This window comes from Roseateles saccharophilus, assembly GCF_004342485.1.
GTDB classification, from domain to species: Bacteria; Pseudomonadota; Gammaproteobacteria; order Burkholderiales; family Burkholderiaceae_C; genus Pelomonas; species Pelomonas saccharophila.
In genome coordinates this window covers 257,089-268,782 of record NZ_SMBU01000001.1, presented here as the reverse complement: position 1 = coordinate 268,782, position 11,694 = coordinate 257,089, and the positions used below count along the sequence as shown (strand labels likewise).

Genomic DNA, 11,694 nt, shown 5'->3' with positions numbered 1-11,694 from the left:
GCCAAAAAGATTCATCTTGAGGACAGCCCCATGCCCCGCGTCGAAGCCATGCAAGCCTCCCGCCGCCAACTGCTGCAACTCGGCGCCGGCGCCGCCAGCCTGCTGGCCACAACCCAGCCGGCCCAGGCCACGCCATCCGCCCCATCCACTTCCGGCCCGCTGCGCGCGCCGCGCCTGCGCCCGGGCGACACGCTCGGCCTCGTCAGCCCGGCCAACGCGAGCTTCGAGCGCGAGCCGCTGAAGCTCGCCATCGAGTCGCTGCAGGCCCTGGGCTTCAAGGTCAAGCCGGGCGAGTTCGTCGCCGCACGCCGCGGCCCCTTCGCCGGCACTGACGCCCAGCGCGCCGCCGACATCAATGCAATGTTCGCGGACGACTCGGTGGCCGGCATCCTCGCGATGACCGGCGGCTCGGGCTGCAACCGCATCGTCGACAGGCTGGACTACGCGCTGATCCGCCGCAAGCCGAAGTTCTTCGGCGGCTTCAGCGACCTGACCAGCCTCGTCAACGCCATCCACCGCCAGACCGGCCTGGTCAGCTTCCACTGCCCGGTGGCCGCGTCGGAGTGGAACGACTACTCGGTGCAGAACTTCAAGGCCGTCGCGATGAACGCCGAGGCCGCCGTGCTGCGCAACCCGGTCGCGCCGCCCGCGGACGACCTCGTCGCGCGCGAGGAGCGCATCACGACCATCCGGCCGGGCCGCGCGCAGGGGCCGCTCGTGGGCGGCAACCTGACCGTGCTGGCCTCGCTGGCCGGCACGCCCTACTTCCCCGACTGCCGCGGCGCGATCCTCTTCCTCGAGGACATCAACGAATACATCTACCGCGTGGACCGCTGCCTCTCCACGCTGCGCCTCGCCGGCGCGCTCAGCGCCTTGGCCGGCGTCGTGCTCGGCCGCTTCACGAAATGCGAGCCCGGCGAGGGCTATGGCAGCCTGACGCTGGACGAGGTCTTCGACGACTACTTCCTGCCGCTGAATGTGCCGGTGTTCCGCGGCGCGTCCATCGGCCACATCAAGCGCAAGCTGACCGTGCCGGTGGGCGCGCCGGCCGAGATCGATGCGGACGCCGGCACGATCAGGCTGCTGGCGCCCGCCGTGCTCTAAGGCTTCACGCAGGCCGACGCCGGCAGCCCGTAGGGCTTGAGCAGCTCGGCCGTGCGGCCGCTGCGGCAGAGCTCGTAGAGCGTCTTCGCCAGCGCCTGGGCCTGGGCCAGGTCGACGCTCTGGCGCGTCAGCCCGAAGGAGTAACCAAAGGCCTTCACGAGGCCGGCCGGCTGCAGGTTGCGGACGCCGTCCTCGCGCATCAGGTGCTGGGCGACAGCCTCGTTGGCCAGGGCCAGGCCATCTTCGCCATAGCGGCCGGCAGCCAGCTTGCGCACGACGGTGCGGTTGTCGGGCTCGACCTCGCTGCGCGCACGCGGCACGCCCTCGATGAGCTGCTCCAGCGTCAGCGCCGTGGCCGACGGGCCGTAGGCGCCTATGACGCGTCCGGCCAGGGTCTGCGGGTCGCCCGCGTACTGGTAGCTGCTGCCCAGCCGCGCGAACAGCACATAGCGGCCCTCGATGACCGGCGGCGACACATGGAAGTACTGGCGCCGCTCGGGCGAGTCGACGACGGTGAAGATGCCCTCGACCTCGCCGCGCTGGGCCATGTTCAGCGCACGCCGCCAGGGCAGCACCTCGATGCTGCAGCTCCAGGCCAGCCGCGCGCAGGCGGCCTGCAGCACCTCCACCATCGGGCCCGCCGGGCGGCCGTCGATGGCGAAGGTGTAGGGCGGGAAGGGCTCCGTGACGAAGCGCATCGGCGTCTGCGCCCAGGCCGGCAGCGCCAGCAGCCCGGCCATGCAGGCCAGACCGCGCCAACTGAGGATTCCCATGCCCGCCTCCCGTCGAGTCGTGCCCGCATCCTAAGCCGACGGTACGTGACCGCCAAGAAGTCAGCGCCGGGCCGCCACCCAGTTCACGAGGGCGTCCAGTACGGGCCGCCCCCTGGCCGCCGCGTCGGGGTGGTTGAGCAGCGCGACGAAGACCCAGGCCCGCCCGCTCGCGTCGGGCACGAGGCCGGCGAGGCCGACCGCGCCGCGCAGCGTGCCGGTCTTGAGCCGCGCGCGGCCGGTGGCCGGGCCGTCCTTCAAGCGGCGCGACAGCGTGCCGTCGACGCCGGCGATGGGCAGCGTCGCCAGCAGCTCGGGCGCCTGGGCGCCGGCCTGGGCCACGCGCAGCAGGCCGGCCAGCTGCGCAGGGCTGATGCGCTCGCTGCGCGACAGGCCCGAGCCGTTGTCGAGCACGAGGCCGCGGTCGTCCAGCCCATGGGCCGCGAACCAGGCGCGCACGCTGCGGTCGGCCGCTGCCAGCGTGGACTCGCCCGGCTGCGCGGCCTGGGCGCCGAGCTGCAGGTAGACGAGACGGGCCAGCGCGTTGTCGCTGCGCTTCATCACGCCGCGCAGCAGCTCGGCCAGCGGCCGCCCCGCGTGGCTGGCCAGCACGACGGCGCCGGCCGAGGCCGGCCCTTCGACATCGCCAGCGGCCATCGTGCCGCCCAGCTCGGCCCAGAACTGGCGCACCGCATGGGTCAGCAGCCATTGGCGGTCGACGAGCTGCAGCGGCGCGAGCTGGCGGCAGCCACGCGGGAAGGCACCGTGCAGCTTCAGCCGCCGCGCGTCGCCGTCGGCGACCAGCTCGGCGGGCTTCCAGTCCTCGTCCCAGTCCTTGCAGGGCCGCGCGGACAGCGTCATCGCGCCGGCGTCGAGGCTCAGGCCGGCCAGCGCCGGCAGGCTGCGCGCGGCGACGCCCGCCTCCGTCGAGCGCAGCTCGATGTCGAGCAGGCTGCCGTTGAGCTGCAGCGCGTCGGGGATCACGTTGTAGTCGAACTCGGGCGCCTCGTCGAAGGGCGGCTGACCCGTGTCGAAACGGGTCGGGTTGAAGAGGGTCCTGTCGACGACCAGGCCGCCGCGGATCTCGCGCAGGCCGCTCTCGCGCAGCTGGCGCAGCAGCCACCACAGCGCCGGCCAGTCGAGGTCGGGGTCGGCGCCGCCGCGCAGGATCAGCGGGCCGTCCAGCACGCCACCCACCGGCGGCGCGGCGGCCAGCAGCTCGGTGTGGCCGCGATGGTTGATGCCGAGGCGCTCCAGCGCGACGACGGCCGTCACCAGCTTCATCGTCGAGCCCGGCGCCATGGCTTCTTCGGCGCGGCGCTGCAGAGCCGGCCGCGAGCCGTCCAGCGGCTGCAGCACGAAACCCAGGCTGTCGGCCGGCAGGCCGGCCCGGTCGAGGGCGGCCTGCACGGGGTCGGGCAGAGGCCGCGCGGCGCAACCCGCCAGCAGCAGCGCCGCCGCAAACGGCCAGACGCGCATCAGCAGACGCCCAGGCGGCGGGCGACGAAGCGGGCCAGGGCCACATCCTCCAGGCCCACGCCCACGCTCTTGTAGACGACGATGTCCAGCGGCCCGCGCGGGCGCGGCTCGACGATCAGCGCGCCGAGCTCGACGAGGCGCTCCGGCGCCACGACGCCGGGCGCGGCCATGACGAGCTCGCCGGCCTCATGGCGCGCCGCGCCCAGCCATTCGACGACGACCAGGCTGGCGCGGCCGAGCAGCGCGTCGTCCAGCTCGCGGGCCGTCGGCGTGCTGGTGCCGACGGCAGCGACGAAGGCGCCGGGCTTGACGAGGCCGCCGTCGAACAGCGGCACCGCCGAGCGCGTCGCCGTCACGATCACGTCGGCCTCGGCGGCAGCCTCGGCCACGCTGGCCGTGCGCACCGTCAGGCCCAGCGCCGCCTGCAGATCGCGCGCCAGCGCCTCGGCGCCGGAGCGGGCGCAGACCAGCACGCGCTCGAAGCGGCGCACGCGGCACAGCGCCTCGGCATGGGCCCGCGCCTGGATGCCGGCACCGAAGACGGCCAGCGTGCGCGCGTCCGGCAGCGCCAGCAGGTCCGCCGCGACGGCGGTGGCGGCAGCCGTGCGCAGCCGCGTGAACTCGTTGGCCTCCAGCGTCGCGATGGCCGCGCCGGTGGCGGCCGAGAACAGGCTGACGAGGAAGTGATATTTGCCGTCGCGCGCCGAGTAGACCTTGGTGCCGAGCACGGCCGGCAGCTCGCCATCGGCATCGAGGATGGCGCCCATCGCACTGATGGCCAGCGCGGCGCCGTCCTGCGTGGCGGTGGCGCGGTGGCGGCCCAGCACCTGGGCCCGGCCGCGCCCGTGCTGGGCAAAGGCGGCGCGCAGCGCGGCCACGGCGCTGTCGGGGTCGAGAACGGCCGTGACTTCGGCCTCGGTGATCAGTCGCATCGCAAGGGCTCCAAAACGGTTCATGGGCACTGTAGAGGGGCCGCGGCGCACCCGCAGCGCGCTTTCACTCGGCCATGCATTCCCGCAGGTTATGTGCGCTGCACAAGCATTCATCGGGAAACACGCAACACCTGGGGTGCTGCCCCCTGGGCGCACCCACGCGCGGCGGCGAACATGGCCGGCAATCAAATCACCCTGGAGTCGTTGAGATGAAGCTGAATCGTCTGGTGGGCCGGCTGGCGGTCCTCGGCCTCGCCGCCCATGCCGGCATCACGCTGGCGCAGAGCGAAACCGCTGCCAAGCTGGAGCGCGTCGAGGTGACGGGTTCCAGCATCAAGCGGCTGGTGGACGAAGGCGCACTGCCGCTGGAGGTCATCACGGCCGACCAGATCCGCCAGAAGGGCCTGAGCAGCGCCGAGGACGTGCTGCGCTCCCTGGCCGCCAACGCGGCCAACGCCAACAACGCGGTGTCCAGCAACAGCGTCTTCGGCCAGGAGGGCGACCGCCTCGCCGGCGGCGGCGCCTATGCCAACCTGCGCGGCCTCGGCCCCACCGGCACGCTGGTGCTGCTGAACGGCCGGCGCCTGTCCAACCAGGGCACGTCGGGCGGCTCGGTGGACCTGAATGCCATTCCGCTGGACATGATCGAGCGCATCGAGGTGCTGAAGGACGGCGCCTCGGCCATCTACGGCACCGACGCCATCGGCGGCGTCATCAACTTCATCCTGAAGCGCGACTACCGGGGCGTGCAGGCCAGTGCGAACTACAGCTCGCCGCAGGACGGCGCGGGCGGCCAGCAGCGCAAGCTCAACCTGACAGCCGGCTGGGGCGACATGGCGACCCAGGGCTTCAACATCTCCGGCAGCATCACGCACAGCCGCAACGACATCCTGCGCGGCGTGGACCGTCCCTGGGCCCTGGGCTACCAGCCCGATCGTGGCCTGGCGCCTGACACGTCCAGCTCGCCCTTCTTCGGCAACATCCTCGGCCAGAGCGGCAGCGCGCTGCCGACGGCGGGCACCACCATCGGCGCGACCGACCCGACCAAGTACACCGTGCTGAACGCGCTGGCCCTGACCAACCAGTGCACGGCCGTGCCCTTCGGCGTCAGCCAGCTCGCCAACCCGACGGTGCTGTCGGGCCTGGGCTACACCAAGGCCAACAGCACCTATCGCTGCGGCACCGACTACGGCCGCCAGTACATGCTGGCGGCGCCGAGCAAGACCACCAGCGGCGTCGTACGCGCCACTTTCAACGTCGGCAAGGACGCCACCGGCTTCGTCGAGTTCGTCGGCTCGCGCTACTACTCGCTGGGCGAATTCACGCCCTACCAGTTCAGCACGACTGCGCTCGGGCTGGGCTCGGTCGTCAACGGCACGGCCTATCCGACCGGCGCCAACTACCCGGTCAACGGCCCCTATTACGTCAACATGAAGGCGCTGTACGGCGCCAACCAGTTCGACCCGACCAAGTCCATTGCCTACCGGCTGCGCATGTGGGACTGGGGCTATCGCACGCTGGGCAACGAGTCCGTCAACGACCGCCTGACGGCCGGCATCGAGGGCGCCTGGGGCAACTATGACTACCGCCTCTCCATCGCCCGCGGCAAGGCCTCGGGCTACCAGGAGATGGTGGACGGCTATGCCGACACCAACAAGCTGGTCGCGCTGCTGACCAGCGGCATCTACAACCCCTTCCTGATGCCGGGCCAGACGCAGACGGCCGCGGCGATGAAGGCCGTGGAAGACACCAAGGTGCACGGCCGCCTCGCCGACGGCCGCACCCAGGTCGACCAGGTCCTCGCCAACATCTCCGGCCCGCTGATGAAGCTGCCGGCCGGCGACCTGTCCTTTGCGCTGGGCACCGACCTGCGCCGCGAGTTCTACGGCTACAGCGGCACGCAGAACTACAACTGCGTGTCGTCCTTCAGCAAGGGCAACATGCTGCTGGCCAACTCGGTGATGGGCTGCCCCGGCAACGGCTCGGCACCCGACATGACGCGCAACGTCGGCGCCGTCTACGGCGAGTTGCTGATCCCCGCGCTGAAGAGCCTGGAATTCGACCTGGCCTTGCGCTACGACCACTACCAGGAGGTCGGCAGCACGACCAACCCCAAGGTCAGCTTCAAGTTCACGCCCAACACCGACCTGCTGCTGCGCGGCTCCTACAACACCGGCTTCCGCGCACCGACACCGCAGCAACTGCATCTGGCCACGGTGACGCTCGCGACGACGGGCACCTTCCCCGACCCGGTCAAATGCCCCAACCCGACGGGCAACAACGACCCGTCCTGCCAGCTCAACAGCATCCCCTACCTGTCCGGCGGCAACGCCCAGCTCAAGCCGGAGAAGTCGCGTCAGGGCTCGCTGGGCGTGGTGTTCTCGCCGGTCAAGGACATGACGGCCTCGGTGGACTACTGGCAGATCAAGATGATCGACCGCATCCACAACCTGACGCCGACTCAGGAGCTGCAGAACTACTCGGTCTTCGCCAACAACTTCATCCGCGACCCCAGCGGCAACATCACCTTGATCCAGGCCGGCTGGATCAACGCCGGCGGCAGCATGACCAAGGGCCTGGACCTGACCGGCAACTGGGCGGCCAAGCTGGGCGACAACCGGCTGACGACGACGCTGTCGGCCACCAAGATGATCAGCGCCAGGGAGCAGCTCGTCTCCGGCACACCGATGATCCAGTACGTCGGCCAGTGGACGAACACGACGCTCTACCTGCCGTGGAAGGGCTCGCTGTCGAGCACCTACAAGACGCCGACGCTGTCGACGACGCTGTCCGCGAACTACTCGGCAAGCTACTGGGACGAGGATCACACGACGTTCACCAACGTCCCGGAACTGCAGCGACGCAAGGTCTCGAAGTACCTCACCTTCAACCTCATCGGCACCTTCACCGGCGTGAAGGACCTGTCGCTGGGCGCCGGCATCATCAACCTCTTCGGCGTCCAGCCGCCCTTCACCTGGCACGACGTCGACAACGCGGTCGGCACAGGCTGGGACCCGCGCGTGGCCGACCCGCGCGGCCGCACGCTGACGCTGACGGCGAGCTACAAGTTCTTCTGAGCCAAAGCTCCCTGCCGGCCCCCGGGCCGGTTTCCACGGCCCCGCATCGGGGCTTTTTTTCGGATGCAGCGCGACCCGCGCAACCGGGGAAGCCGCTCAGACCAGCGTCAGCGTGCCGGCCGCCACGTCGAGTTCGACGTGCAGGCCCAGCGGCAGCGGCCGGTTGGGCTGGCCGTGGCCGGCGGGCCAGCCGGCCAGCACCGGGCAGGGCAGGCCCTGCAGGTGGTCGGCCAGCACGGCGTCCGGGCTCCCGGCGCCGCTGAAGCTGCCCAGCACCAGGCCGGCGATGCGGCCCAGCACGCCGGCCAGGCGCAGCTGGCTCAGCATGCGGTCGACGCGGTAGGGCTCCTCGCCGATGTCCTCGATGAAGAGCAGGGCCCCGTCGGCCTCGGGCAGATAGGGCGTGCCGAGCAGCGCACAGAACATCGCCAGGTTGCCGCCGATCAGGCGCCCGCGCGCCCGCCCGCCGTGGCTGAGCGCCTGCGGCCGGGCGCGGCCCAGCAGGTCGCCGGCCCGCCAGCCACGCGCCAGGCCCGCGAACAGCGCCTCGGTGTCGGCCGCGGCGCCGGGCAGGCCCCAGTCGCTGGCCGGCATGGGCGCGTGCAGCGAAGGGATGCCGGCGTTCGTGCGCAGCGCATGCAGCACGGTCAGGTCGCTGTAGCCGATCAGCAGCCTGCGGCTGGCCGCGAGCCGGCCGGGCTGCAGGCGGTCGAGCAGGCGGATGCAGCCCGAACCGCCGCGCAGCGCCAGCACGGCATCGAAGCGCGGGTCGGCAAAGGCGGCGTGCACGTCGGCCAGGCGCACGGCATCGGGCGCGGCGAGGAAGTCCAGCGGCGCCGGCCCGTAGCAGCTCGGCAGCAGCGTGGGCGCGTAGCCGCGCTCGCGCAGCCAGCCCTCGACGGGTTCGAGACGCCCGGGCCCGGGCGGGCCGGCCGGCGCGATGACGGCGATGCCCGCGCCGCGGCGCAGCGGCGGGATCAGGAATTCGCCGTCTTCAGCCATGCATGCACCGCCGCGCCCAGGGCCGGCAGCTTCCAGGTCGTCGCTGCATCGGGATGCGGTGCATGGCGCTGGCCCAGGCTGGTCGTCACCGCGATCAGATAGTGCAGGTCGCCGTCGTGCACGATGCCGGCATCGCTGCCGTAGTTCTGCGTGTTGCCGGTCTTGTGCGCGAACCGCGCGGGGGGCGCCGGGATGCCGGCCACCCAGCCCGGCAGCGCGCGCAGCGACTCGCTGGACAGGATCTCGTTGAGCCTTTGCGCGTCCAGCGCGCGGCGGATGACGGCGCGGCTGGCGGCGCTGACCAGCGGCGGCCGGGCCGGCGCGTCGGCGTCCAGCCGCCAGACGAGGCGCAGCGCGTCCCAGGCCGTCATCTGGATCTGGCCGACGCCCGCGCCGGCGCCATTGCCCCAGCCGCCGTCGGCCGCGGTGTTGGCCAGCCGCAGCCCCGGCAGGCCCTGGGCTTCGAAGAGTTCGTGCAGCTCGTTGCGCACCTCGCGCCCGCCCTCGCGGCGGATGGCGCCGCGTGCATGCAGATGGGCGACGAGGGCCGACGTGGCCTCGTTGCTGCTGACCGTGATCATGTCGAACAGCCAGTCGGCCAACGGGCGGGTCGCGCCACCATGGGCCAGCGGCAGGGCCCAGTCGCTGCGGCCGGCGTCGACGAGGCGGGCCACGCCGACGGCGACCAGGGTCTTCAACAGCGACGCCGGGTAGGGCGCGACGAACCTCGGCCCGCTGCCGAACCAGGCGGGGAAGGCGATGCGCGACCAGTCCGCGCCGGGCAGCCAGGCAAAGGAGTCGCCGGCCGCGTCGCGCACATCGGCATGGAAGCCGATGTTGTCGACCGCGCCGTCCCCGCCGTCGAAGCGCGCGACCAGGCCCTGCGGATGTTCGCGCGAGAACAGCACATTGGCGCAGACCGGCGCCGCGCCGCGCGGGAACACGGCCACCGCGAGGTCGATGCTCGGGTGCCAGCCCAGTGGCGCGCCGCCCTGCTGGCCGTCGGGGGTCGTCTCGAAGCGCTGGGCGAGCACGGCGGCGCACAGCGCTGCGGCGAGATCGTCGGCGGTCACAGCGTCAGGCCGTCCAGAGGCAGCGGGCTGGCACGGCCGCTGACCAGCTCGGCCACGATGTTGGCCGTCGCGAAGGAGAAGGTGAAGCCGAGTGCGCCATGGCCGACATTGAGCCACAGGCCGGAGACGCCGCTGGCGCCGAGGATGGGCGCGCCGCTGGGCGTGGCCGGGCGCAGGCCGGCCCAGGGCGTGGCGCGGTCATAGTCGGCCGCGTGCGGGAAGGTGGCGCGCACCGAACGCTGCAGCGAGGCCAGGCGGCCGGCGTCCAGGCTGGCGTCGTCGCCGACGAGGTCGACCATCGCGGCCACGCGCAGCTCGTGGCCGATGCGGGCGTAGAGGATCTTCTTCTCGAAGTCGGTCACGCTGACCTCGGGCGGGCGGTGGCCGGGGCCGATCGGCGCGGTCAGGCTGTAGCCCTTCAGCGGGTAGAGCGGCAGCGCCACGCCGACCGTCGCGGCCAGCGCGCGGCTGGCCAGGCCGGCGGCCAGCACGACGGCATCGGCGCCGACCTCGGCCAGGCCGGTGCTCACGCCCCGCACGGCGCCGCGGCCGTCGCGCAGCAGGCCATCGACCCGCGCGCCCAGGCGCCCGCGGAAGCGCTCGCGCTGACTCAAGCGTGCGTGCAGTGCGGCGCAGAAGGCATGGCAGTCGGCCACGGCCTCGCCGGGCGTGAAGATGCCGCCGGCCAGCGTCGCCTCGGTGTCGGCGAGCGCCGGCTCCAGCGCGACACAGTCGTCGTGCGACAGGGCCTGCTCCAGGCCGGCGTTCGCGCGCGCCGCCGCGCGGGCGAACTCGGTGGAATTGCGGTAGACAACCAGCTTGCCCGGCGTGCGCAGTGCGATGGTGTCGCCCAGCTGCGCCTCGGCCTGCAGGCGCGCGAACGCGGCCTGGCTGTAGGCGCCCAGGGCCAGCAGGCGCTCGGTGCTGCGGCGGTTCACCGGGCCGCGGCAGTTGCGCAGGAAGGCGATCAGCCAGGCCCACTGCGCCCGGCTGGCCTCGGGCTTGAAGCGCAGCGGGCCGTCGGGGTCGAGCAGCCAGCGCAGCGCCTTCAACGGCACGCCGGCGTCGGCCAGCGGCGACACATAGCGGTAGCTGAGCTGGCCGCCGTTGGCGCGGCTGGCGCCCTGGGCGACGGCCTCGTCGCGCTCCAGCAGCGTCACCGCGTGACCGCGCTCCAGCAGCGCCCAGGCGGTGGTCAGGCCCACCACGCCACCGCCGATCACCACGCAATGCTTCATCCTGCCCCTGGGCCAATTCTTCAGCCGGCAGCGTAAGGATGCTTGGGCGCCGCTGCCAATGAAAGCGGCGGCTGCGGCCATCACTCCGCGTTATGGCCAAGCGCTTGTTTACGGTCCCCTCATGGCGCCGATGGGATCGGGAACACGCTCTACAGCCCGGGCGTGGGTTTGGCGCGGCGCTGGAAGTAGGCGTCGAAGGCGTCGCGGTAGGCGCGCTGGGTGTCGGCCGGCAGGGAAATGCGCAGGGCCTCGCGCAGCATGGCCGCGCCGGCGGGCGTGCCCAGGGCCTGGTCGATCAGGCGGATGGCCGCGTGGCCCCAAGGCGTGCGGGGGCAGGCCACGCCGCTGGGGACGGGGTCGGCGGCGCCCTTGACCGGCAGCGCCGCGAGCGGCAGCTCGCCCTCGCGCTGGCTGCCCAGCGCGACGAGGATGTTGGGATATTCGACCGTGTAGTCCACCCGGTCCTGCAGGACCATGGAGACCAGGTTGCTGCCGAAGTCGGCGCCCGTCACGCGCAGCAGCCCCACGCCGCCTGGTGCGAGTAGCGCGTCCAGCGCCGGGCCATAGCTGCGCCCCTGGGCGATGGCGCCACGCAGCGAGGCATCGGCCAGCAGGGTCTGCAGGTTGACGGCGCCGCGCACATCCAGCGGCAGCGCATCAAGGCGCTCGCGGCGCACGATGAGCTGGGGCGGCGGCATCAGCCAGACCGCGCTGAAATAGGCCAGGCGCTCGCGCTCCGGCAGGCGTACCGCGTTGGCGATGCAGGCCTTCTCACCTTGGCGGACCAGCGTCCAGCTGCGTTCGGCATTGGCCAGCGTCGGCCTGAGCTCGACACCCGGCATATGGGCCTGCAGCCAGCTCGAGATCATGTCGGAGGGCCGCACGACGCCGTCGCCGACGCGCACCGCGAGCGTGTCGCCGTTCAGCCAGACGATGCTGTCCACCACCGGCCCTGCCGCCTGGGCAGAACCGGCCAGCAGCAGCGCGGCGAGGCCGCAGAGCCGCTGTCGCATGGATCG

The 11,694-nt window shown here is 72.3% G+C and carries 9 protein-coding genes; 2 read left to right on the top strand and 7 right to left on the bottom strand.

Annotated features, from left to right (window positions below; translation table 11 throughout):
- Positions 1–30: 30 nt before the first annotated feature.
- Complete coding sequence (locus EV671_RS01170; protein WP_207911063.1) at positions 31–1,104, top strand: S66 peptidase family protein; 1,074 nt, start codon at positions 31–33, stop codon at positions 1,102–1,104.
- Here EV671_RS01170 and EV671_RS01165 read toward each other — a convergent pair.
- From EV671_RS01165 to EV671_RS01155, 3 genes are read right to left on the bottom strand one after another with little or no spacing between them, the layout of a single operon-like run.
- The gene (locus EV671_RS01165) at positions 1,101–1,877 is read right to left on the bottom strand and encodes a substrate-binding periplasmic protein (RefSeq protein ID WP_132569177.1); all 777 of its coding nucleotides are present in this window, start codon (positions 1,875–1,877) and stop codon (positions 1,101–1,103) included. The two genes, EV671_RS01170 and EV671_RS01165, sit on opposite strands and share 4 nt — an antisense overlap.
- A 60-nt stretch (positions 1,878–1,937) precedes the next feature.
- Positions 1,938–3,353: a D-alanyl-D-alanine carboxypeptidase/D-alanyl-D-alanine endopeptidase gene (gene dacB, locus EV671_RS01160; RefSeq protein WP_132569176.1), complete on the bottom strand. Its 1,416-nt coding sequence runs from the start codon at positions 3,351–3,353 to the stop codon at positions 1,938–1,940.
- Positions 3,353–4,285 carry an ornithine cyclodeaminase family protein gene (locus tag EV671_RS01155; RefSeq protein ID WP_132569175.1) on the bottom strand — a complete coding sequence of 311 codons (933 nt, stop codon included), beginning with the start codon at positions 4,283–4,285 and terminating at the stop codon, positions 3,353–3,355. Before EV671_RS01155 ends, dacB begins: the two co-directional genes overlap by 1 nt.
- Positions 4,286–4,494: 209 nt before the next feature.
- On the opposite strand from EV671_RS01155, the gene EV671_RS01150 reads away from it, so the two are divergent.
- Complete coding sequence (locus EV671_RS01150) at positions 4,495–7,362, top strand: TonB-dependent receptor plug domain-containing protein (RefSeq protein ID WP_165917438.1); 2,868 nt, start codon at positions 4,495–4,497, stop codon at positions 7,360–7,362.
- A 96-nt stretch (positions 7,363–7,458) separates the two neighbouring features.
- Here the strand turns inward: EV671_RS01150 and EV671_RS01145 are convergent, their stop codons facing one another.
- The 4 genes from EV671_RS01145 to EV671_RS01130 form a co-directional block, all read right to left on the bottom strand.
- Positions 7,459–8,364, bottom strand: a complete 906-nt coding sequence (locus EV671_RS01145) for a S66 peptidase family protein (protein ID WP_132569173.1) — start codon at positions 8,362–8,364, stop codon at positions 7,459–7,461.
- On the bottom strand, positions 8,340–9,437 hold the full coding sequence (locus tag EV671_RS01140) for a serine hydrolase (RefSeq protein ID WP_132569172.1): 1,098 nt from the start codon (positions 9,435–9,437) through the stop codon (positions 8,340–8,342). The genes EV671_RS01145 and EV671_RS01140 overlap by 25 nt, the downstream gene beginning before the upstream one ends.
- Entirely contained in the window at positions 9,434–10,756 is a 1,323-nt protein-coding gene (locus EV671_RS01135) for a D-amino acid dehydrogenase (protein WP_415840381.1), read from the bottom strand. The genes EV671_RS01140 and EV671_RS01135 overlap by 4 nt, the downstream gene beginning before the upstream one ends.
- 68 nt (positions 10,757–10,824) lie before the next feature.
- Positions 10,825–11,688, bottom strand: coding sequence for a hypothetical protein (locus EV671_RS01130; protein WP_132569170.1), 864 nt, complete (start codon positions 11,686–11,688; stop codon positions 10,825–10,827).
- Positions 11,689–11,694 lie beyond the last annotated feature (6 nt).

Bases quoted from the DNA above. Each gene is read 5' to 3' on its own strand.
- EV671_RS01170 (WP_207911063.1), top strand. From the start codon at position 31: ATGCCCCGCGTCGAAGCCATGCAAGCCTCCCGCCGCCAACTGCTGCAA.
- EV671_RS01165 (WP_132569177.1), bottom strand. From the start codon at position 1,877: ATGGGAATCCTCAGTTGGCGCGGTCTGGCCTGCATGGCCGGGCTGCTG.
- dacB (WP_132569176.1), bottom strand. From the start codon at position 3,353: ATGCGCGTCTGGCCGTTTGCGGCGGCGCTGCTGCTGGCGGGTTGCGCC.
- EV671_RS01155 (WP_132569175.1), bottom strand. From the start codon at position 4,285: ATGCGACTGATCACCGAGGCCGAAGTCACGGCCGTTCTCGACCCCGAC.
- EV671_RS01150 (WP_165917438.1), top strand. From the start codon at position 4,495: ATGAAGCTGAATCGTCTGGTGGGCCGGCTGGCGGTCCTCGGCCTCGCC.
- EV671_RS01145 (WP_132569173.1), bottom strand. From the start codon at position 8,364: ATGGCTGAAGACGGCGAATTCCTGATCCCGCCGCTGCGCCGCGGCGCG.
- EV671_RS01135 (WP_415840381.1), bottom strand. From the start codon at position 10,756: ATGGCCGCAGCCGCCGCTTTCATTGGCAGCGGCGCCCAAGCATCCTTA.
- EV671_RS01130 (WP_132569170.1), bottom strand. From the start codon at position 11,688: ATGCGACAGCGGCTCTGCGGCCTCGCCGCGCTGCTGCTGGCCGGTTCT.